At 51.0% G+C, this 23,847-nt stretch carries 16 protein-coding genes; 6 read left to right on the forward strand and 10 right to left on the reverse strand.

The window, feature by feature from the left end; genetic code table 11:
• Positions 1–47: 47 nt before the first annotated feature.
• The 3 genes from fucP to P1P86_06610 form a co-directional block, all read right to left on the reverse strand.
• Positions 48–1,349, reverse strand: coding sequence for an L-fucose:H+ symporter permease (fucP, locus tag P1P86_06600; GenBank protein MDF1574847.1), 1,302 nt, complete (start codon positions 1,347–1,349; stop codon positions 48–50).
• A gap of 60 nt (positions 1,350–1,409) precedes the next feature.
• On the reverse strand, positions 1,410–1,790 hold the full coding sequence (locus tag P1P86_06605) for an L-rhamnose mutarotase (protein ID MDF1574848.1): 381 nt from the start codon (positions 1,788–1,790) through the stop codon (positions 1,410–1,412).
• A gap of 95 nt (positions 1,791–1,885) precedes the next feature.
• Positions 1,886–3,505: a sulfatase gene (locus P1P86_06610; GenBank protein ID MDF1574849.1), complete on the reverse strand. Its 1,620-nt coding sequence runs from the start codon at positions 3,503–3,505 to the stop codon at positions 1,886–1,888.
• A gap of 65 nt (positions 3,506–3,570) precedes the next feature.
• Between P1P86_06610 and P1P86_06615 the strand changes: the two genes are divergently transcribed.
• The gene (locus P1P86_06615; protein MDF1574850.1) at positions 3,571–4,605 is read left to right on the forward strand and encodes a sugar kinase; all 1,035 of its coding nucleotides are present in this window, start codon (positions 3,571–3,573) and stop codon (positions 4,603–4,605) included.
• Between the two features lie 104 nt (positions 4,606–4,709).
• Here the strand turns inward: P1P86_06615 and P1P86_06620 are convergent, their stop codons facing one another.
• The 7 genes from P1P86_06620 to P1P86_06650 form a co-directional block, all read right to left on the reverse strand.
• Positions 4,710–6,803 carry a beta-galactosidase gene (locus tag P1P86_06620; protein MDF1574851.1) on the reverse strand — a complete coding sequence of 698 codons (2,094 nt, stop codon included), beginning with the start codon at positions 6,801–6,803 and terminating at the stop codon, positions 4,710–4,712.
• Between the two features lie 20 nt (positions 6,804–6,823).
• Positions 6,824–8,713: a glycoside hydrolase family 127 protein gene (locus P1P86_06625; protein ID MDF1574852.1), complete on the reverse strand. Its 1,890-nt coding sequence runs from the start codon at positions 8,711–8,713 to the stop codon at positions 6,824–6,826.
• Between the two features lie 229 nt (positions 8,714–8,942).
• A complete protein-coding gene (locus tag P1P86_06630; protein MDF1574853.1) occupies positions 8,943–10,124 on the reverse strand; it encodes a hypothetical protein in 1,182 nt (393 codons plus the stop codon).
• A gap of 101 nt (positions 10,125–10,225) precedes the next feature.
• Complete coding sequence (locus P1P86_06635) at positions 10,226–11,605, reverse strand: DUF1080 domain-containing protein (protein ID MDF1574854.1); 1,380 nt, start codon at positions 11,603–11,605, stop codon at positions 10,226–10,228.
• Positions 11,606–11,640: 35 nt separating this feature from the next.
• The gene (locus P1P86_06640) at positions 11,641–13,131 is read right to left on the reverse strand and encodes a TolC family protein (protein MDF1574855.1); all 1,491 of its coding nucleotides are present in this window, start codon (positions 13,129–13,131) and stop codon (positions 11,641–11,643) included.
• Positions 13,131–14,345: an HlyD family efflux transporter periplasmic adaptor subunit gene (locus P1P86_06645; protein MDF1574856.1), complete on the reverse strand. Its 1,215-nt coding sequence runs from the start codon at positions 14,343–14,345 to the stop codon at positions 13,131–13,133. The genes P1P86_06640 and P1P86_06645 overlap by 1 nt, the downstream gene beginning before the upstream one ends.
• Before the next feature lie 162 nt (positions 14,346–14,507).
• Entirely contained in the window at positions 14,508–15,818 is a 1,311-nt protein-coding gene (locus P1P86_06650) for an HlyD family efflux transporter periplasmic adaptor subunit (protein MDF1574857.1), read from the reverse strand.
• Between the two features lie 92 nt (positions 15,819–15,910).
• On the opposite strand from P1P86_06650, the gene P1P86_06655 reads away from it, so the two are divergent.
• The 5 genes from P1P86_06655 (at position 15,911) to P1P86_06675 (ending at position 23,845) form a co-directional block, all read left to right on the forward strand.
• Positions 15,911–17,572 carry a CRTAC1 family protein gene (locus P1P86_06655; protein MDF1574858.1) on the forward strand — a complete coding sequence of 554 codons (1,662 nt, stop codon included), beginning with the start codon at positions 15,911–15,913 and terminating at the stop codon, positions 17,570–17,572.
• 107 nt (positions 17,573–17,679) lie between these two features.
• On the forward strand, positions 17,680–19,341 hold the full coding sequence (locus P1P86_06660) for a CRTAC1 family protein (GenBank protein ID MDF1574859.1): 1,662 nt from the start codon (positions 17,680–17,682) through the stop codon (positions 19,339–19,341).
• Complete coding sequence (locus tag P1P86_06665; GenBank protein ID MDF1574860.1) at positions 19,338–20,717, forward strand: hypothetical protein; 1,380 nt, start codon at positions 19,338–19,340, stop codon at positions 20,715–20,717. The genes P1P86_06660 and P1P86_06665 overlap by 4 nt, the downstream gene beginning before the upstream one ends.
• 15 nt (positions 20,718–20,732) lie before the next feature.
• Complete coding sequence (locus tag P1P86_06670) at positions 20,733–22,775, forward strand: beta-propeller fold lactonase family protein (protein MDF1574861.1); 2,043 nt, start codon at positions 20,733–20,735, stop codon at positions 22,773–22,775.
• Positions 22,772–23,845: a hypothetical protein gene (locus tag P1P86_06675; GenBank protein ID MDF1574862.1), complete on the forward strand. Its 1,074-nt coding sequence runs from the start codon at positions 22,772–22,774 to the stop codon at positions 23,843–23,845. The genes P1P86_06670 and P1P86_06675 overlap by 4 nt, the downstream gene beginning before the upstream one ends.
• Positions 23,846–23,847 lie beyond the last annotated feature (2 nt).

The following is a 23,847-nucleotide window of genomic DNA, read 5'->3' on the forward strand; positions in this document are numbered from 1 at the left end:
GAAGCATTCTCTTACTGCTAAGTTTCATTTCTGATCAGAAACAGGTTCTAGTGAGCAAAGGTCCTGGTCCTGTATCCGTAAATGGCCACTACCACAAAACAGACCAGAGGGATGATAAATGAGATATTCTCAGCCGGCATGGACATAAGGGTTCCCTGCTTGATTACAGCCCCCTGAAGAGGTGGCATCACCGACCCGCCCAGAATCGCCATGATCAGTCCCGCTGCCCCGAACTTGGCATCCTCTCCCAGTCCCCTCAGGGCAATCCCGTATATGGTCGGGAACATCAAAGACATAAAGGCGGAAGTAGCCACCAGGCAGTACATTCCCATAATCCCCGTTGACAATATGACGCCTGAAACGCTCGCAAAGCCCCCAAGTGCAAAGAACATCAGCAGGCGTCCGGGTCTGACATAACGCATCAGAAAGGTACTGATAAACCTGCTCACAATGAAGATAGCCATGGCCACAATGTTATACTGTTGGCTCAGTACTTCAGCCTCCTGTTCGCCCATGCCCTGGCTCATAAAATAGCGGGTGCCATAGTGCACAATAAAGGTCCAGCACATGATCTGGGCACCCACGTAGAAAAACTGCGCCACCACCCCTTCCCGGTATCGGGGAAGTGAGAATATCCTCCTTATCGTGGGCAGAAAATTAATGTTACGGTTTGAATCGGCGTTTCTTGGCATACGCACCGATGCAATGAGGATAAACATCATGATGATCACAATCCCGATGATAATATAGGGGGAACTCAGGGTATCCAGGTCACTCATCTTCATGGCCTCAAACTCCTCCGGTCCCAGCAGGCTCCTTTGGACCGTATCTGCAGGATCGAGGCGTGCCTGGATAAAGGTCTTGGCCACAAACATGCCGGTTATGGAGCCGATGGGATTAAATGACTGTGCCAGGTTGAGCCTCTGCGTGGAGCTCTCCTCGGCACCCATGGAGAGAATGTAGGGATTGGCACTGGTCTCCAGGAAGGAAAGTCCGCAGGTAAGAATGAAATAAGCGATCAGGAATGGAGCATAGAGCCCGATTGCACTGGCCGGGATAAAGAGCAGTGCCCCGGTGGCATACAAACCCAGGCCCACCAGGATTCCAGCCTTATAAGTAAAGCGCCTGATAAAAATTGCTGCCGGGAAAGCCATGGCAAAGTACCCCCCGTAAAAAGCCACCTGCACCAGCGAGCCCTGAACCGTATTCATCAGGAAAATCTTTGAAAAAGCTTTGACCATGGGATTGGTAATATCGTTGGCAAATCCCCAGAAGGCAAAACACGAAGTAATCAGCACAAAAGGAACCAGGTACTGTTTTTCAAGCAGCTTAAATTTTCTTTTCTCCATGGGTTTCAGGTATTAATTGCTTATAATCCGGCCAAAGGTCCAGTTGATGTGCATGGATCATCATTGGGTACGATCCAGCTTGTAAATACGATCCATCTGCTTCCACTTTTCCCCTGCACTGGCATCGGAGGAGGTATTTTGAAACCTGGAAACAAAGGCTTCCCATTCTGACTGCCCTGGTTTAGCAGCCAGTAAATCCATATCCCGGTCATGATCAAATTCAGGGATGGTGTCCATAATCATAAACAAGCGGGTTCCTGCTATATAAATTTCCATATCCAGGATTCCCACTTCAATCATGCCCCGGGTGATCTCCGGCCATATATTATCAGGCATATGTACTCTTTTGTATTCCGCAATCAGTTTCGGGTCATCCTCCAGGCTGAGGGTCTTGCAGAAACGCTTGTAAGAGCTGTAGACTCTATGGGTAATACAGGTCATTTGAAGGGCCGGATTTAATAGATTCGTTTGATCCCTGAAGATAATTAAAAAATGAGGTCCCCTCCCGTGCAGAAGCTTCACGAAAGTGTTTTTTTTTAGTCCTCCCTTGCCCTTTGCAGCCATTCGGGTTCAAAATCCGTGTCATAGACCCAGCCGGTATTTACCTGCTCACCGGCCATGATCTTCTCATAAAGTCCGCGATCAGCCTGGGCATATGGGTAAGACATAAAGACCTCCCCATTCCCCAGGATACGCGGATCGCCTTGTGCAGTCAGTTTCGCGGTCATATCCGTACTTAACTCCTCCCGTTTGGAAGCATATGCAGGATCATTCACCAGGTTATTGAGGCAGCAGGGATCCGATTTAATATGATACAACTCTTCCGGGACACGAAGGCCGAAGTTGTGTTCCCAGTATTCCAGATTACCATATACGCGACGCTGGTTAAGGATATAGGATTTGGTGGCTCCGCCATCACAATTCAGATAGCCGGTTTCGGGATTACCCGCCGGCCAGCGATCCGGATGGTAGTTATGGAGATAGAGCCATTCCCCTTTCACTATTCCACGGACCGGATAACCCAGGTCAAAAGGCCGGCCCAGATCATGTCTTTCCTTTCCTACCAGCACAAAATCACGCTCCTTTACGACCTGACCGCTCTTCTTCGAATAAAAGATCTCGGTCAGGCTCCTGCCCTCCATCTCCTGCATTCCAGATTGCTTCAGGTCCACCCCGGCCACCTCCAGAAAGGTGGGTGCAAAATCGATGAAGCTCACAAAATCATCCACCACCCGGCCCGGATTTTCTATTCCCCCGGGCCACATAATGGCCAGTGGCAGATGGTTGGAGTACTCATAGACCTGTCCCTTCACCCTGGGGAAAGGCATTCCATTATCGGCTGTAACCACCACCAGAGTATTTTCCAGCTCTCCTTTTTCCTCCAAAAGCTGCAGCATCTGCATCAGGTGTGAATCAAAATGTTCAATCTCAAAAGCATAATCCAACAGGTCCTGGCGAACTGTATCCACATCGGGCCAGAAGTCCGGCACCCGGTCTATCTCCTCAGTCGATTTCCCCCCTTTTTCCATTCCCGAAGCAAACTCATAGAAACGATGGGGTTCAAAACCACCGTACCAGAAGCAGAAAGGCTCTCCTTCAGTTTTCTCCTCCAGAAACTTGCTGAAATTAACGGCATAGTCGCTTGCGGCCATAAAGGGTGTGGGTGGAATTAAAGTATGCTCGCTGTACAGGGGCCCGGTCAGTTCCCGGAATTTTCCCTCCTGGTCGATGGCCACCCCGGGTGCCCATCCCTTGCCGGTGTAGCCTACCTGATACCCATGCTTCTCCAGCACCTCCACATAGCTGCTGAACGTAGGGGGGAAATAGGGTACATGATTGGCTGCAGCCCTGAGCTGCCAGCTGTTCAATCCAGTTAGAATGCAGGAACGAGAAGGAGCGCATTTGGCATTGGGCGTATAGGCCCGGGAGAAGAGGATCCCTTCCCTGGCGATCTTATCCAGGGCCGGGGTCTTCACCCAGTCGCAGCCATAGGCCCCGAAGTGTTCCCAGGAGGCATCATCGGCGATGGCAAAGAGAATATTCGGCGGAATGATCTCAGGTATTTCTTCCTCCGCCCGGGCACAGGAGAACAGGATCCCCTGCAGGAAAGCAATCCATACCATGGCAATTTTACCGGAAACTCTGATCCTTTTCATAAGACTATACTTAGGTATTTTAAAAGTATAAAAATGATTAGAGAAAAAATCATTAAACTCGTAATATGAAAAAAGTGATCACTTTTGGAGAGGTGATGCTGCGACTGGCAGCTCCCGGTAAGGAACGTTTTCTGCAGTCGCCCGTTCTGAGCGCCACCTTTGGAGGCGGGGAGGCCAATGTGGCTGTCTCCCTGGCCAACTATAACATCCCGGTCAGTTTCGTAACCAGGCTTCCGGAAAACGATCTGGGCATCGCCTGTGTAAAAGAGCTCCGGGGCCTGGGCGTGGAAACCGGGAATATTGTCTGGGGAGGCGAGCGCATGGGTATCTATTATCTGGAGACGGGTGCTGTAAATCGAGCCAGCAAAGTGATTTATGACCGCAGCCATTCGGCTCTCTCACAAATCAAACCCGGAATGATCGACTGGGAGCAGGTGTTTAAGGATGCCGGCTGGTTTCACTGGACCGGAATTACCCCGGCTGTTTCTGAATCTGCTGCAGAGGTCTGCCGGGAAGCGATGGATGCCGCTACCCGGGCAGGTCTTTTCATTTCCACCGATCTGAACTACCGTAAGAACCTGTGGAAGTGGGGGAAAACGGCCAGGGAAGTTATGCCCGGACTGGTGCAGGGCTGTGACCTTATCCTGGGTAATGAAGAGGATGCTGCCATGGCCCTGGATATTCACCCCCGCGGTGTGGATGTAAGCAGCGGAGCCGTAGATGCTGATGCCTATCTCGCTGTTTCGGGACAGATCATGAAATTGGCTCCCCGTTGCAAAAAGGTGATCACCACCCTGCGCGGATCTATCAGTGCCAGTCACAACACCTGGTCGGGAGTGCTATATGATGGAAGCACCCTGTACAAAGCACCAGAATATAACATCACCCATATGGTAGACCGGGTAGGCGGGGGTGACTCCTTTATGGGGGGATTGATCTACGGTCTGCTCAGCTACGCGGATGATCTGCAAAAAGCACTGAATTTTGCGGTGGCAGCCTCCTGCCTGAAGCACACCATTTATGGCGACTATAACCGGGTTACGGTGGACGAGGTGAAAAAACTGATGAGCGGGGATGCATCGGGCCGGGTTAGCCGGTAACAGCAGCACGGGATATTTTTCCGGATCGCTTTCCACAGGCCCGCTTACTTCGCAGAGGGTGGACAGCAGGTCCCGGAAAGCGAATGAGGTCCGCTGTTCCTGCCCTACTGGTTTTCTTCAAGGATAAGCACATCCCAGGGCGCCAGAGTCAGGGCATCCCCTTTTTTCACCGCTTTCCCGCTGATCAGTTCCTGACCGGACAGGTGCGGATAAATAAAGTCCAGGGGAGCGGATGAGTAATTGTAATAGAAATGCACCGCTTTCCCATCCCCGTTTATTCCCGTTTTGGCAATCAGCGGCCAGGAGAAACGCGTATCCGGATTCTCGACCCCGGCCCTTTCAAGGGCCTCCCTGATGATCTTGGCCTGAATCTGATCCGAAAACAGGGATCCTTCATAGAGCAGGGTCCCCTTCCCGTATTCATTCAAAGTCACTGCCGGATATTCCGAAAAATAGGGATGATCGTAACAGGCCAGAACCTGTGCCGTTTCAGGGATCAGGTATTCCATCCAGTCCGTGGCGAAATTCTCTTCCACCTGAAAGGGATTATCCTTCAAAGGAAGAGCCGTGATATTGGAGAATTCCTGGTAATAGAATCCACAGGCTTCCCGCAGGGGCCCCGGGGCCAAAACGGGGCGGACCATGGAATTCTCATCACAGAATCCGCTTTTGAACTGCATGATTACATGACCGCCGTTCTTTATATAAGCGCTTATCTGACCCAGAACTTCGTCAGAGGCCACATATAAAGAGGGGATGATGACCAGCTTGTATGCATCCGGCGTCATGTCCTCCGGGAAAATAAAGTCAACACCGGTATTATTCTGGTACAATACCTTATGAAACTGGCCCACCAGCTGGTTCCGGTAAGCGTTGTTGATGGATTCACTCCAGTCGGGACCCGAACCGTTGAAAGGCATAAAATTCAGGGCATCGTTGGAATCATGACTGAACAGGATAGCCACCTCGTTTTTCTTCTTCAGATTCACCAGTTTCTTTCCGAACTTTTGCAACTCATGGGCAGTTTTACTTACCTCGGCATAGGCCCTGTTAGGCTGAAGATCATGGGAAAGAACTCCTTTCCAGAAGGTCTCCTGTCCATAATGGATGGAATGCCAGTGCCAGTATTCCACCATATTGGCTCCGGAACCGATATGGGCATAAACATTCTGCCGCAACTGTCCCGGGTAAGGTGGCTGCTGCATTTTGGAATTCCAGCCGATGGTCTGGGCATTGGTTTCGGTGACCAGGTAATTGCTTCCCTTCACCGACCTGAAATAATCTCCGGCAAATGCAATTTCATTGCCAGTCAGATCGTCCTGCTGGCCATGATAAATATTTACGGCCATCACATCCATTTTTAAAGCACTTGCAATCTGGTCGATATTCTGGACCGAAGGCATAAAGCAGTGCATGATAAACTGATCGTCGCGCTTGTACTCCGCCACGATCTCCGCTTGCCATGTGAGGAAATCGGCCACAGCCTTCCGGTTAAACCGTGCCCATTCCAGCTTATACCCCGTATTGGTGACGCCGTCCCGCGGAGGCAGCTCCTCCCAGCCATCAATGGTCATTCCCCAGTAGTTCAGTCCCCAGAGCTTGTTGAGATTCTCCGTGGTTTTGTATTTCTTTTTCAGGTGATTCACAAAGCCTACATAGAAGTTATAATCATTGACTCCCCGGGCTTCTGTTTCATTATCCACCTGGTACCCGATAATACCGGGATGAGAGGCGTAATGCTCCATCATCTTCCGGATAATCCGTTCCGAATAGAACAGGTAGGCGGGATTTGTAATATCCATATTTTGCCGGATCCCATAATAGGCTTTACCTCCATCCCGGTGTTCCCGGAGAACCTCCGGATGCCTGTGCCATAACCAGGCCGGGACAGAGTAGGTAGGTGTCCCCAGAATCACCTGGATACCAGCTTCATAAAACTTATCAATAATCCGGTCCATCCAGGAAAATTCAAACTCCCCCTCCCTGGGTTCAAACAGACTCCAGGTCGATTCCCCGACTCTGACAACGGAGATTCCTGCTTCTTTCATCATCCTTACATCCTCATCAAGCCTTTCATAGGGCATGTATTCATGATAATAGGCTGCTCCGTAGAGGATATTTTTCTGTTGAACGCCCTGTGCATTCAGGAAAAAGGGAAGAACAGCAAGCAATAAAGACAGGTAAGGTAACTTTTTCATAAGCTCTGAGTTTGCATGGATTAGTTGATATGATGAAACCAGACATTCATTTTCCCCACCTCCCGGTTTGCCCAGGCATAATAAGGAACCAGTCTGAGCCCTTCTCCCTCAAGCATGTTTACCCCACCCAGAAGCCGTGGGGCAAAGCGGGGTTCAAAACGTGCATCTGAAGGTATCCCGGCCTCCAGGACATCCGCCTCATTATCTATCTCTTCTGCACAGTATACCAGGGGGCCGCACTGAACGGCAAGGAGTCCGGTTTTTTCAATCACCTTCTCATGGGCCACTATAATCCGGTCCTCCATGGGCAGTTCCAGGCTTATTTGGTCTCCCCGCCTCCACCTGCCCTGCAGTACCACATAACCCTTCTCGGTTTTAATCTCCACGCTTTTACCATTGACTCTTAATTCAGCCCGGGACTCCTGCCTGTCTGCAAAGCGGAACAGGTCCGATGGAACAGCTGTGTTCATCGCCCAGCCGGGAATCCGGATATGAAGGTCAGCCCGCACCTCCTTCTCATTGGTAAATTCCAGCTGAATATGGCCTTCCCATGGATAGGAAGAACGTTGTGAAAGGCTTAGTTCTCCTCCGGGAGTCTCCAGGGACACATCACTGTTCATAAAGAGATTCACATAAATATCATCTCCCCTGCCTGCGTATGCGTATCCGGCTACCGAAGGAACAAAGCGGGAGAGATTTGAGGGACAGCAGGAGCAGGAAAACCAGGGGGAACGGCCATTAACTCCCTGGTTAAATGTGGACTCGCCGTCATGCCGAAGGGTATTTGGATAGAAAAACAGCCGGCCATCCAGGGAAAGCCCCGAGATGACCCCGTTATAGAGGGTGCGCTCCAGCACATCGATGTACCTGGAATCGCCATGAAGCAGAAACATCCGGTGGTTCCAGTAGACATTGGCTATAGCCGCACAGGTCTCATTATAGGGATCATTAGGGAGCTCGTAGTTTTCGCCGTAGGCTTCCCCCCGGCGGCTGGCCCCTACTCCTCCGGTAATGGAGAGCTTTTTTTCCACCACATTGTCCCACAACTTCCCGATTGCCTCCAGGTAGGCGCTGTCTCCGGTCAGTGCAGCCACATCAGCCATGGCACTGTACATGTAATTGGCCCGAACCGCATGCCCGACTGCCTCATCCTGCTCCGTTACCGGCAGATGAGCCTGCGAATAGGAGCCATCGAGAACATCTCCGCGAATATCCAGCAGGTGTTTGGCCAGTTGCAGGTAGCGCTTTTCCCCGGTAGCCCGGTACAGCCTGGCCAGTCCTATTTCGATCTCCTGGTGGCCGGGCACAAAGTCATTTCCAAGGATGATGCAAACCTCATAAACCAGGTCGGCGTTTTTCAGTGCCACATCCAGAAAGGCCCTGCTTCCGGTGGCCAGGTAATGAGCAACTGCTGCTTCATACATATGTCCCGCGTTATAAAACTCGTGACTGCTGTTTGAAGTTTCCAGCCACCTCCCCTGATCACTGTAGGTACAGCAATAAAACTCATTATACTCATTGGCTTTGAGGGTCCAGGCGGTATACAGGTAGCCATCCTCCTCCTGCGCCCCGGAAACATAGTACACCAGGCTATCCAGGTAGGCGGCCAGCTCAGGATCCTCTTCGATCATCAAAGCATAGGCAGCCCCTTCCATAATCTTATAAAGATCCGAATCATTAAACCCGTATTTTCCCCGAAATTTACCCTCCCTGAGCCCCCCGGCGAAGATGAAATTATCGATCCTCCCCGTCTCCTCACATTTCTGAAAAGCAAAGGGGATGGTGGTTTTTTGCACGGTTTCCACCCACTTCTTCCAGAATCCCTCCTGTAACTTTACCCGGGTAAAATCTACCGGGGATATGGGATAATCCCTGCTTTTTTCGGCCGGTGAAGGCTTACAGCCACTCATCAGGATCGCGCAAAACAGAAAAAGCGCTAAGATTGTCGAATGATATTTCATGGATATAGCCTTGATATGCTTTCAGGAATCGCATATAATTTACCAATAAAAACCAGCAAATCAATTCTGGAACAAATTAAATCCCCGGTTTTTCAATTTACGGAAAACCAGCATTGACAACTTTTACAGGGGTGATAGTAAGGATAATTGTGTTATAGGAGTGAATTGAAAGCAGAGATCAGACAGTAAAAACCCCCTCGATCTCAACCAGCAGGTTCTCCCGGCAGACATCCGATTCCAGGAAAAGTGAAGATTTATAGTTTAGTTCTTCATCGCAGACCTTTTGTACAGCAGGGATATCCTTCCTGTACTTAACATAAACCCGCAGATGAGAGAAGCGGATTTTTTCCACTTCAAAGTCCAGGCCCAGCTTATCCTGGTTCTCTTTGGAAAAAAGCTTTTTTATATTATCAATGGTAGTCAGGGTCTGCTTCTCCACATCCCCTGTATGCACCGTCTCCTCCCCCAGAATGGAGGCAGTTCCCGAGACATAAACATAGTTCCTGGATCCAATGGTGACCAGCTTGGCCCGCTCGAACTTTGGAGTGCATTTTTGCCTGGAATTTCCTTCCAGTACCAGTTCCGAATACTTATGTGCATCAATCTGCCCGGGATTTGCAATGGGTTTTACAGCGATGATATCCGAGTCTGAAAGTGCTATAAAACCAATAATCACTCCTCCGGTATCCTGACCGATGCCTGTGGCTGCAGGATATCCCTGTTCAAACTGAACCCGGTCGTAATACCTGGCTCTGACATCATTAAAATCCTGGTAATTCTGTGATGCGTTCTCCCCTGCCTCCACATGGGCTATGTTCTCAATATAGTTCCATTGCCGGATAATGTTCCGAATGGACAAGCCTTCCAGCTCCAGAATGGCAGTGGCTGTTTCAAAAGCACTTTCTGAAGCTTCATGTATGCTGTCTTCCGCCCTTCCCATTAATCCCCCGCCATGTATACACTTGTATCCCTGAAATTCAATGACGGTATAGTCAACTCCCCGTAAGGACTTGTAGCTGACCTTTTTGTTTTCGACAGCTTTGGTACAGATCAGTTCAAGTACCACATCCATCTCGCCTGCAGGCGATTGGGCCACAATGCTGGTAGCCGGCAAACTAGTTCCACACTGCCTCGATAACTGGTCCCGTATAATGGCTGAACGCTCTTCATACTGGTCTCTGGTTTTGGCTGAGATAAAAAAAGTCTGCTGGGTGACCAGATAATGAAGATCCTCTTCCTGATGCAGGAATTCCTGAAGCTGCTCGATGCAACTGCTTACCTGATGAGTGAAACCGGCCCCTGTTGCAGGGACTATATGATCAAAATTAAAACCGTTAAGAGTGTTAGAGCCACTCGTCATAATTATCTGTTCCACCATGCTTAGCTTGCTCCGGGATACTATTGGTCCACAAATATAGAGATTTTCGGGAAGTGCAAATCTTAAGAAATGTTAAAGAATGACTAAAGCTCCAGGATCTTGATGTTCTTAAAACTTACCTCGTCTCCATGATCCTGGAGCAGGATATGTCCGCTCCCGGTCTCTCCGAATGCGGGCCAGTCAGCGTACTTGCTGGAGGCCACCAGCGCTTTCCACATCTGGGTCCCCCGCTCATACTCCACCACCTTGATCCCATTCAGGAAGTGTGCCACTCTGGCACCTTTTACCTCGATCCGGGCCCGGTTCCAGCTCCCGACCCCGTTAAAGCGCTTGGGGGTGTTGTCCTGCCCGTAAAGCAGTGCATCGGCCTTAATCAGGTCATACAGGGAGGCAAGAGTCCGGTTTCCTGCAATACCCATTTTTGCATCGGGATGGTTCTTGTCATCCAGGATCTGGTATTCACATCCTATGGCCGAGCCGGCCCCGGTATTCAGATCGGGATCCACAAAGTATTTTATCCCGCTGTTGGCCCCCTCTGTGATCCTGAAGTCCACCTCCAGAATAAAATCCCTGTACTTCTTTAGGGTGACAATATCGCCGCCATTAGCCGATTCGCCCCCCCCGCTCTTTTGAACAGTCAGAAGACCATGCTCCAGACTCCATCCTTTTTCAGGAAAGCCATCCAGCCTGGCTCCTCTCCACCCCTGGCTGCTCTCCCCGTCCCACAGGAGTTTCCATCCTGCCTCCTGCTGACGGGGTGTAAGAAGATTGTCCAGGTAACTGACTTCCGGGGATAACTCCACACCGGTAAGCATATGCTTTCCTGGTTCCTCTGTCAGTATCCGGATATTCCTCCAGCGGATCTCCTTACCTTCCAGACTCGAATCATTTCCGATCCCATGCACCTGCAGGCCAATAATTCCTTCGCTGCGGGCATCATCCACCAGATTCGCAAAATTGACTCCGTTGATATAGGTCCGTATGGTGCTGCCTGCAGCTTCCACCCGGATCTTGTTCCATTCGCCGCGTTTGTTCGCTTCAGTCGCAGACATGCGGTACGACATGGGATAGAGCCAGCCCCTGGAAGCCTCCTCATAGATACCTCCTGCCCAGGGCCTGTTGTCGTGATCATCACACTCCACCTGGTAGCCATTGACCCTTTTCGAACCATCGGGCAGTTGGGCCACACTACGGAACTGCACCCCCGAATTGAGCCCGCGATCCATTTTCATTTCATACTCCAGGATAAAATCCCCGTATCGCTTTTTGGTAGCCAGAAAGGTATTGGGTGTTCCTGTTTTTGACACCCCGATGATCTCTCCGTTCTCCACCCGGTACTCGGCCGATCCATCGAGCTTTTCCCAGCCTTTCAGGTTCTTCCCGTTAAACAGATTTTCCCATTCCTGGGCCTGCAGGTTGAGCGCTGCAGCCATTATTGCTGCTATCAGTATTCTACGTTTCATCTTGTTGATCTTATATCCCCAAAGACCCGGAGCTACTATTCATAGGTCAACATGGGATTGGTGTAATAAATTTTTTGCCGGAACTCAAAATCATAGAGCGTTATCTCCCTCAGGCGGTAATAGGACTCCCAGTAGTTTTCAATGGAACGGATATAATCTCTCTTGGCCCCCTCCCTTTCCTGCAAGGAAATATTCAGATCGGTGATACTGATCTCCCCGTTCTGGAACTTCTTCAAAGCAATTTCATAACCCTCCTCGGCCACCATATCGGCCGCCTCGGCAGTGGCAATTTGTGATTTGATCAGGTTAAACTGTTCCACCTGCACGACCACTCCCCGCTGAAAATCCTGCTTGTCCTGGTCCACATCATAGAGCACCAGCTCACGTTGTGACTCGGCCAGCTTCACTTTGGACTCGGATCGCCCCCAATCCATAATTGGCAAACTCAGCGAAAGAGCAATATTCTGCTGCTGCTCCGGATTCTCATAAATACCCCCGAATCTGTCCGCGCTGTTCGACACCCCGTAACTCATATTCAGAGTGGCACCGACCCCGGCTTCGCGTTTGGCCCTGGTCAGTTCCTGGTCTGCCTGGATAAGCCTTCTCTGAAACTGCGGGGACTCCTTCCTGTTTTCCATCGATTTTTTTAAGGCAACATCCGGGTCCACCTCCCACAGGAACATATCCAGGGGAATAATCAACTCTATCACCTTGCTCTGATCCAGCCCGATATATTTCTTTAATTCGTAATCGGCATTTTTTAAATTGATCCGCGCATTATTCAGGGCTTTCTGAGCATTAAACACGGAGAGCTGAATCCTGGAGAAATCATTCTCAGAAATGCTACCCAGCTCCTTCTTCACTTTTGCTATCTTCAGGTTATCCTGACTGTTTGCCAGGTTGCTTTCGGCCAGGGAATAGTCGGTCTGTATCTTGAGATAGTTAAAAAAACGGGAGGTGGCATTGTAGGAGATCTCCTCGATGCTTTCAATAAACTGTTTTTGTGCCTCCTCATAAATCAGGGGTTCTATTTTACGCGACCACTTCATCCAGTTGTAGGCAAACAGGGGCTGCGTGATACCCACGCTTACCGGGACCCCTGAGAAGCCAACCGTGCTGTTATTAAAATCCTGCAGCCGGACAATTCCCGATGCGGCATAAACGTAAGCTCCAAGCTGGGGAATCGGCTGACTGATAGCCAGTTGCGCAGAGGTCTCCAACTGTGTAACCTGGTTGAAAATAACACTTCCATCGGGCTGAATAATGGGTTTTGTCTGGTTTTCAAAATCAGGCAGATTGCCCGAAAGTGTGAGTTGAGGACGAAATCGTGTCTGGTGGTTCTTCCAGCGCCAATAGTAATTTACATCGCGGTTCTGTACATACTTTACCGAAGAGGACTGGGATATGGCCATATCCACCACATTACGAAGACTGAGGGAAACGTGTTCGGCATCCTGCGCAATGGTCCGCATGGATGCACAAAACAATAGAAAAACCGTTGATCCGAGAATATAGTTTCCTTTCATTACCTGACCTCCAGTGTTTCCATGTCCTTCAGGGAGGAAAAATCAGAAAGAACCACCCGCTCACCTTCAGAAAGCCCATCGAGAACCTCCACATACTCCTCGGTCCGGAGTCCGGTCCTGATCATACGTTCAACCACATTCCCATTCTGCAACACATACACCTGCTGCTCCTCCCCCCGGCTCAGGGCCGGACCGTTATGGATCCTTAATACGCTATCGCGTTCTGCAATAACAACTTCCAGACTCACATTCAGATTTGGCCGCAATTTATAATGATTGCTTTCCCTCAGGTTCACGTCAAATTCAATCATCCGGTCCCGGATCACCGGATTGACGGTCCCCACCACTCCCGTCAGTTTTTCATTATCCAGTTCCACATAAACCCTGGTGCCTGTTTTTATTTGTTCAGAATAGTCATCATCCACTTTACCCTGAATCTTGAAATTGGTCAGGTCCGACATTTCAACCAGCAGCCTGTCTTTATCGACCTTTTCGCCAACCTTACCCCTTACCGAAAGAATGATCCCGGCGGAAGGGGCCCGGATAATCATCTTGCTCAGTTCCCCTTCTTTTACAGCCAGCTCCTTCTCCTGCATTTCGATCTGCAGTCTTAATCCCTCCTCATCGGCTTCCAACTGCTGAAGCTTGATGGAGTTCTTCTCCTGAAGCATCACCAGGTCCTGTTCGGCCAGTTCCAGTTCCTGCTTTGTCTGTTCAAATTTCGCCGGGGAGATTCCTCCAACCTCCAGAAGCTGTTCCTGATCGGCCAGCTCAGATTTCAGGGAGGCGATCCTGAGTTTCTTCACCTGCACATTATAATCCAGATCCACCCTGGTGCTCCGGGCATTCAGCCGGTTTTTCCTCAAAGAGTTTTGCTTCACCTCGAGCTGGTCCTGGATATTCTCAACCTGAGACTGTATCGGTGAAGGATCCAGGATAATGATAGGTTCACCTTCGTTCACATGGTTACCTACTTCCTTAAGGATCTCCTTAATAATGCTGGAGGCGGGACTCAGGATAATGACCTCGCTATGAGGTTCCACCACGCCTTCTCCCGGAAAAGACCGCACCACCTTGCCGACCTCCACGGTACTGATTTGAACATCTTGCTTCACAGAAGAATCCCTGTTAAAAGGAAGAAACACCAAAACGACAATAGCAGCCATCAGGATCAATGGTACACTTATATATATTCCATTTCGAACTCCTGACATGGTGGGGTATAATTAAGAGCTTGTTAAAATGAGGACGCAAGTTATAAAACATCTGCTAAAATTTACAGCTTCTTCACCAATTACTGTTTTCTCTACTGTTCTAAAAGAAGATAAGCAGACAGGCCAGCTGTAAGGGCAGGGCCAGAAGACTGTTTCGTGAAATCACATTTCAGCCTGTTTTGAAAGGGCCGACCTCAGAGGGTTCAATACCCGCTCAAGCAGCCTTTTTTTATCGGTCAGGATCTCTGCATCTCCCTGCATATTCTGACTGAAAAGAATCTCGTAATCGTAATATGAACGAAGCCCGTCGGGCAGTTCCACCTCGACCGTGTAAAAATCATCATCTGAAACCCCGGAAATATTGCTCACAAAGCCTTTGACCATGCCATATTCCAGGTGCGGGAAATTATCAAACTGAATGTTGACCTGGTTTCCCACATTTACCTTTCCTGCTCCCTCCAGGGGAAGGCTGATCTTGCCGATCATCGAGCCTGATTCGGCCGGTATGATGGTTAGTACCTTCTCACCCTGCCTGACATTCTGATTTTCACTCCAGAAGCGGGTAAATGTAACCGTTCCGTCCACCGGGGCCACCAGGAGATAAGTCTGCTCCCAGGAGGTGATAGCAGCCTTCAGATTGCTGTATGCCTCCCCCAGTGCCGAGATCATTCCGGAACGCTCCTCCTGCTGCTTCAGCTCCAGGTCCACAATCTGGTTCTCGGTCCTGGAAATACTGATATTATTTTCGGCCATCAGGCTGATAATCTCCTGACGCTTATTTCGTTCATTAAGCATCTCCGAGCGCGACTCTTCGAGTTCCGAGGCAGAGATGACCCCCTCCTCGAACAAAGAAGCGTCCCTGTTGAACTGTCGCAGGGCCAGTTCATAGGCCTGCTCCTGGATCGCGATTCTCTCCGACAGGCTCCGGGTGTATTCCCGCTGCTTCTCAAGCTCGGTACGGGCGGTCTCCACCTTTCTCTGATGATAATCAATCCTTCTGAACTCCATATAATCGCGGTAAACCTTCAGAAACATGGAATAATGCGTCTGAATGGTACCCAGCTTCACATTTTTCATCTCGGTCAGATCTTCGGTGATCGCTTCGATGGCTATGGTATCAAGAAATAACAGGCTGTTCTTCAGCTGAACCACATCGTCATAAACGGCGGGATTTTCAATCATAGCCAACACCGTTCCATTTTTAACCAACTGGTTGTTAACGACATACAATCCAACTATCTTTCCGCTGCTTCTGGCCTTCAGGTCGGCCGGGGGATTCACGGAAGTAACCACAATCCTGGCCTTTTTAATATCGGGATACCTGAAAATCCAGCTTCCCAGGAGCAGAAGCACCAGGAGAAAAACGAAGAGGATCATCCCGTTCCTGGTAATCCATCCGGGAACCCTTCCCAGCATATCTTCCACCTCATTGGAATGAAGTTCGACTTGACGGACTGATCCCTTTTTAGCCATGATTACGTAAATTGATCGGGGCTAATATAGCAAAAATGGAGATTATATTCCTGAAAGAATCAATTGATTATATTTGCGCAAACCTTAAGATAATGAACGTGAGAAACGGAACAGGGCTCCTCCTGTTGTGCTGTATTTACCTCTTTACTCCGCTTTCCTGTGATACCCCGTCCTACTGCTTTACAGAGGTATCCTCCGAAGCCGGTGTTGATTTTATGTACAACTTCGGCGACTATAGCTATGAAAACATCCTGGAGAGCAGTGGTTCGGGAGTGACCGTTTTTGACTATGACGGAGACGGCTGGATGGACCTGTATATGATGAACGGAACCTGGCTGGAAGGAATCTCGGATGAGGAGGGTAGAATCTTTGAAAACACCCCTAACCGGCTCTACCACAACCAGGGGGACGGTACCTTTAAAGAGGTTTCGGAAAAAGCAGGTCTGGATAACCGTCAATGGAGCATGGCGGCAGGACCGGTCGATATAGACCAGGACGGGGACCAGGACCTCTACCTGCTTAACTACGGTCCCAATGTATTCTACCGGAACAACGGGGACGGCACCTTCTCCGATATCACTGATAAACTTCGACTGGCCGGACCCGACAGCCTGAACGGTTTTCCTAAATGGAGCGTGGGCGTTTCATTCTGGGACTATAACCTGGATGGCAGGCTGGATGCTTTTGTAGGCAATTTCCTGGCCTTTGATCCCGGATATGTCTCCCCGGTCACACCGGAATTGATGCCACATCCTTCGGAATATAAGGGACAGGCCTCCCTGATGTACCGGCAGCAGGAAGACGGCAGCTTTCTGGAAGTTACCGAAGAGCTGGGACTTCTTTATCCCGAATCGATGTGCATGGGCCTGACCGTTTATGATTATGACCGGGATGGTGATCTGGATATGTTCCAGGGCAACGACCACCAGGCAAACTTTATGTTTCGCAACGACGGGGGCTCTTTCAGTGAAGTGGGAGTGGAGATTGGTGTGGCCGTAAACAGTCACGGACAAACAACGGGTTCCATGCACGGGGCCATCGGGGATGTGGACGGTGACGGACTCATCGATCTGCTGGTGCCCGACCTGCGCTACGGTGCCTTGTACCGCAATCTGGGGAACGGAACCTTCGGGGACATTACCGGGCAGAGTGGTATCGCAGGCGCCTTTGCAGGGAAGGGACAATGGGCTTCGGCTCTCTTTGACTATGATAACGACGGCGATCTGGATCTCTTTTCTGCCAATGGCAACGGCGAAGAGCTGATCCTGCAGTATCCCCTTCTGATGGAGAATGACGGGGAGGGACGTTTTACCGATGTGGGTATGAAACTCAGCCCCTACTTCAAAGAGAAACGCTCCGGACGGGCTGCGGCCATCTGGGATTATGATAATGATGGTGATCTGGATATTATTGTGTCGCATGTGGACCTGAAAGCCAATGCGGTTTTGCTCCGAAACGACTGCAATAACGCAAACCACTGGATCGGGCTTACCCTGGAGGGGGAACATGGGGCCGCGGCGGCCATAGGTGCCACCTTGGTGGTCCACCGGGAAGAGAAGAAGTCCGTCCATATTAACCAGTGGACCACCACCTACCTCTCCAGCAGCGATCCCAGGCTCCATATCGGCCTGGGCAAGAATCCAAAGATTGACAGCCTGGAAATCAACTGGTCCGATGGAACCCGGGAGATCTTCCCGGGACCCGCACCGGACAGTTATTACACCCTCCGGCAGGGATACGGGATTGTTGAATGATTTTACACAGTGTTAAAATAGGTTAAAAGGCCCCATGTTTTTCAATATCCGGGCCCTATTTAGAATACTTCTTTACTATATTTAAGCCCGAAACCTAAACTATATCTATGAAACTTGCACCATGGACCCTCGTGTCAGCTTTCATCCTATTTATGGCAGGATGCCAGTCGCCCGGCAAAAAGATCAGGGAGTCTGAACAAATCAGGGCCACTGTTCCCGAGGACAACGGGGATTTTATCCAGAAGATCTCTCCCGACAACGGAATCAATTTCAAGCACAGCATTGGCGACCATCATATGGACAACCTGGTGGAAACCGTCGGTGGGGGTGCCGTGTTCCTCGATTACGATAAAGACGGTTTCCTGGATCTCTACATGAGCAATGGCTCTTATACCGAGGGGCTTAGCGAAGGAGAACATGATGGAAAAGTACATACCAACCAACTGTTCAGAAATAAGGGAGACGGTACTTTCGAGGATGTAACCAAAAAAGCCGGTGTGGGAGATACGGGTTATGGCATGGGCATGACCGTGGGGGATATCAACAACGACGGTTATCCCGAAATCTATATCACCAACTTCGGTCCCAATGTGCTCTACCTGAACAATGGGAACGGAACCTTCACGGATATCAGTGAAAAAGCGGGTGTGGCTGGTAACGAGTGCAGTGTGGGTGCTGTTTGGCTGGACTATGATAACGACGGACTGCTGGACCTCTATGTGGGCAACTACATTAAATACGACCCGGATTACGGTTACTTTTACGAACCGGACGGATTTCCAGGTCCCATGGCCTATGACGGCCAGATCGATGCGCTGTATCATAATCTGGGCGGCAATACATTTGAAAATGTAACCGAAGACATGGGGATCGCCAATCCGGATGGCCGGGCCATGGGGGTGGGTGCAGCCGATTTCGACGGAGATGGCTGGGTCGATATCTTCGTCGCAAATGACCATATGGTCAATAATATCTACCATAACCTGGAAGGCAAAGGCTTTGTGGATCAAGGAACCCAGACAGGGATGGCCTTTAACCAGGCCGGGGAGGCCACCATCTCCATGTCCGTGGACTTTGCCGACTATAATGGCGACGGCCTGATCGATGTCTTTATGTCGGACGATACCTATTGCTCTCTTTACCAGAATCAGGGCGGAGGTGTTTTCAGGGATATGGCCTACCCTTCGGGCATCTCCATGGCCGCAGCCCAGCATGTGGGCTGGTCTTCTTCCTTTATTGATTATGACAACGATGGAAGGGTGGATCTGTTTAAGGCCAATGGTGAGCTGAAGCACCTCTACGGGCAGGAGGATCAGATATTCAAAAATATGGACGGGGAAAAGTTTGTGGATATCTCCGTGGAACTGGGAGCCTACTTCCAGGAAGAGAACGTGGGGCGGGGCGCCTGCTTTGGCGATTACGACAACGATGGGGATCTGGATGGCTACGTGGTCAACCTGGACAATTATGGCTCATTCCTGCGCAACAACCGTGGTAATGAGAACAACTGGATCACCTTTGAGCTGATTGGCACCCTGAGCAATCGGGATGCCATTGGTGCCCTGGTGAAAATTTCAGCAGGCGACAGGGAACAGGTAGGGGTCAGAAGAAGTACCACCGGTTACCTTTCTCAGAACGATCACCGGTTGCATTTTGGACTGGGCGATGCCGAAACTGTTGATTTTGTAGAGGTCAAATGGCCCTCCGGTAAAGTACAACGGATTGAAAATCCGGAAATCAACCAGATCCTTAGCATCACAGAAGAATGAACAAACGAATGAACAGAAGCGGCAAATGGCTGAGAATTTTCAGGCTGGCTGTTTACGCCGGTCTGGCCGGTTTGGCCGGTTTCTCCTGCAGTGGCAATAAGTTTGAGGAAAAAGTTATCGCGGTGGAACTGGATGGCCTGCCCGGAACCCTGGAAGGGGCACAGCTGGTGCTTCTGGATCCCGCAGACAAGGAGAAGGACTCCAGGGCCCTGCTGAGTGATTTTGAAAGCAGCGCCTCGCCCTCCCTCTCCCACGAGGGACGCTACCTTTATTTCCAGGGACGGAAGAAAGAAGGCGATCCCTGGCAGATCTGGGTTTTGGACCTTAAAAAAGGAAAGGTAAGCCGCGTAAGCAATCTGCCTGAGAACTGCACTCATCCGGCCTCTCTGCCCGACGGCAGCGTGGTTTTCAGCCGGGAAGGCGAAGTCCGGGGTAAAAAGGTCCGGAACCTCTGGAAGTGTATGATGGATGGTTGCTGCCTGACACAACTCACCCACCATCCGGCAGAAAACATCTATTCCAGTGTACTCCGGGAAGGCCGCATCCTGTACTCCAGCCGGCAGGTATACCCGGAAAACCGGGAAGCACAGCTCTTGATCATGCGCCCCGACGGAACCAAGTCAGAACTTTACAGCCCCGGCTGCTGCGGCTTGCTTCCCGTGAGCGGGGGACTGGAATCAGCGGATGGCTATATTTATTTTATCAGTTCGGACGAACAGGTGAGCAGGGTGCTGCACCGCCGTCCGCTGCACAGCTTTGAGAACCTGTCCGGAGAGCTGGGTGGAAGTTTTGCCTCGGTCACCCCGATGGCTGACAGCTCCTGCCTGGTCAGCTATCTGCCGGTTGACGGCGACCGTTACGGCCTGTACCAGTTCGATCCCCGCCGTCCGGGAAAACCCGAAGCCCTTTTCCTTGGAGATAAACATCTGGTGGATCCGCTGGTAGTTTCCAGGGTGGAACCCCGTCCGAAGATCCTGCCCAGCCCGGTGGATCCTGCAAATCCCACCGCCATTTTGATGACCCAGAATATCAACCACAGCATGCTGCCGGTAAATGAAGGGATCACCGGAGACAGTCTGGCCGACCGCATCCGTATTTCAACCCTGGAGGGTGAGCTGGCCGTGGTGGAGGCCAGGGACGATGGATCGGTCTACCTGAAACTGGATGCGGATACTCCCTTTTACATGGAAACCCTGAACAACCAGGGAGAGATCGTGCGGGGACCCTCCGACTGGATATATCTGCGACCCAATGAGCGCAGGGCCTGTACAGGCTGCCATGTGGACCCGGAACTGGCCCCCCGGAACTACCAGCCTCACGCGATCAAAGAAGACCCGGTGATACTGGCAAGCCAACAAAAAGAAGCAAGGCAATAAGAGAGGAGGCAGAAAATGATACGAATAAAAGGCATATTGATTAGCGGAGCGATTGTACTGGTCCTTGCAGCGGTTCTTATTTTTGGAGGACGATGGGCCCGCGGACACGTGAATTATATAACGGCCACAGACGATCATCCCAGGACCTGCTGGAGCTGTCACATCTACACCCAGAAGGACAATTTCATCGCCAAACTGATAAACGAAACCTACGTATCCCCCTATAAGCTGGACATCTCTCAGGATGGCAGCACCCTTTATGTGGTGGGACAGGAATCCAACGAAGTGATCGTGGTAGATACGGAAGAGGGAAAGGTCCTGGAAAAGATTCCCGTGGGACTGCGCCCCCACACAGTGACCCTGAGTCCCGACGGACAAAGTGCCTATGTAAGCAACCAGTGGGCCGATAATATTTACCGCATCGATCTGGAAAGCCTGCGCGTGGTCGATACCCTGCTGAGCGGAGGCGGACCCGCGGGTTTGGTGATCAGTCCGGATGGAAAGCACCTCTGGTGCGTGAATTCCTATTCCAATGATATTTCGGTCTTTGACCTGGCTGATATGCAGGAGCGAAGGCGCCTGAAAGCCGGGAACAATCCTGTCTCGGCTGCCATGACGCCCGACGGCAGCGAGGTCTACGTGAGCAGCCGCCGCAGTGTGGATGTCCCCCATATGACCCATCCCCTGACCGAATTAACCGTGACCAGCACCAAATACCAGCGGGTGAGCGACCGCAAAATGTTCCAGGATGCCTATATCATGGAAACGGTGGATGTAAGCCCGTCGGGCGACCTGGTATTGGCCACCCTGATCCGTCCGAAGAACCTTATTCCCACTATACAGATCGAGAGGGGCTGGATGATGACCCAGGGACTGGGCATTATCGAAAGGGAAAGCGGACGTATGGTCCAGCTGCTTCTCGACGAACCCAATGCCTTTTATGCCGATCCCTTCGGACTGGTAATCACTCCGGACGGGAAAAGAGCCTTTGTATCGCACGGGGCGGTAAACAAGGTAACTGCCATCGACCTGGAAAAACTGCGCCAGGTACTTGCCGAAGTCCCGGACGAAGAACTGGAGGACTATGCCAATCACCTGGGATTAAGCAGCCGCTATGTCATCGGCCGCATTCCCACCGGGGCCAACCCGAAAGGGATGGTGCTGTCGCCCGACGGCCGCCTGCTTTACGTAGCCGAACGCCTGAACGACCGGATTGCAGTGATCAATACGGAAAGTCTGGAAACGGTTGGAACCATCGGGCTGGAAGGGCCCCGGAGGCGAACCGTGGCCCGACACGGACGGCAGGTCCTGAACAATGCCAGTGGAACTTTCCAGAACCAGTATGCCTGCTATACCTGTCACCCTGATGCCCACGAGGACGGACTGGTCTACAATATGGCGGGGACGGACATGGGACGAAACCTGGCTAATGTGCAAACCCTGAGGGATATAGGAGATATCCCTCCCTATAAGTGGAACGGAAAGAACCAGACTATCTACAAGCAGGACGGCATGCGCTTCTCCACCATCCTGACCCGGAACGAGGCCTTTAGCTACAAAGAGCTGGATGCCCTGGTGGCCTATATCGTAACCGGAATTCCGAATCCGCCCAATCTCAGATATAATCCCACAGGGGAACTGACAGCCAAACAACAACGGGGCAAGGAGATCTTTTACCGGACCCACGATAACTTTGGCAACGAAATACCTGAAAAGAACCGCTGTCACACCTGTCACCCGCCTCCCTACTTCACCAATTTGGAGATGACCGATGTAGGGACCCTGGCCAACTCGGACGATCCCATGAAATTTGACGTCCCCCAGCTAAACAATGTCTATGAATCGGCCCCCTACCTGCACGACGGGAAGGCCCCAACCCTGGAGGAGATCTGGACCAAATTCAATGACCACGACGAGCACGGAGTGGCCAATGATATGTTTAAAGATCAGTTAAACGACCTGGTCGAGTACCTGAAGTCGCTCGGGGATGCGAAAAACTATATGGAGGAAGCCAAAATCTATGAAGCCTCTGTGTCAAAAAAAAATAAGCAAGAATGAAAAAAGCACTGTTCATTGCCGGTCTATGTATGGTAGTCCCGGTCTTACTGATGGCCGCGGAGCCGGAAGAAAAAAACAGTACCCTGCCGGAATTCGGCAACTGGGAAACCTTTACAACTAAAAATGGTCTGCCTGCCAACAAGGTCTATTGTGTGAGAGCCGACGGCGACCGGGTATGGATCGGTACCAGCCACGGACTGGTTCTTTATGAGAATGACGAATTTAAAACCTTTACCGAGGAGGACGGACTGGCCCACCCCGGTGTGCTTGCCATTGATGTGAGCGAGCTTACCGGCGATGTCTGGATCGGAACGCTGGGAGGATTGAACCGTTATTCGGGCGGGCAATTTGAGACTTTCACCCAGTTTAACAGCGGACTGGCCAATGATGTGATCTATTCGGTGATTTGCGATGGCAAGGATGTCTGGTGTGCCACCGGTGGCGGAGCAGGACATTACGACACCTACCAGGAAGAATGGGCCATTTACACGGAACGTAATGCTCCCATGCACGAACCATGGACCTACAGTGTCTGTGCCGGGGATAACAAGGTCTGGATTGCTGCCTGGGGCGGTGGAGTGATCGAATGGCAAAAAGAAAACCAGACTTTCCGGGACTATGTGGACCCGGATGGCGAAATGGAAATCGACCTCTTCCCCGACGACGGGGTGGTTCACGATATTACCACCGCGGTATCCTTTGACAACGGCATCCTCTGGGTAGCCACCTACTTTGGAATGAGCCGTTACGACGGGACCCACTGGAAAGGCTATTTTGATCATGACAGCGGACTGGCCAGCAACTTTATCAACTTTCTCAGAGCAGTCGATGATGTGGTCTACCTTTGTACGGACAAAGGACTCAGCAGCTTTAACAGTGAAGAGTGGGTCAGCTACCAGAAAACAGATCAGGGAGGAAGACGGCTCTACTGGAAGGATGGCAACGCCTCCACCAAAGAGGATCCCACCGGGATCGCCCACAGTTTTACCATCGGGATGGATATCCAGGGGGATGACACCATCTGGGTGGCCACCTCCTACGGTCTGAGCCGCGGTCACAGAATCAATTAAGC

Source organism: Bacteroidales bacterium (assembly GCA_029210725.1).
Lineage (GTDB): Bacteria > Bacteroidota > Bacteroidia > Bacteroidales.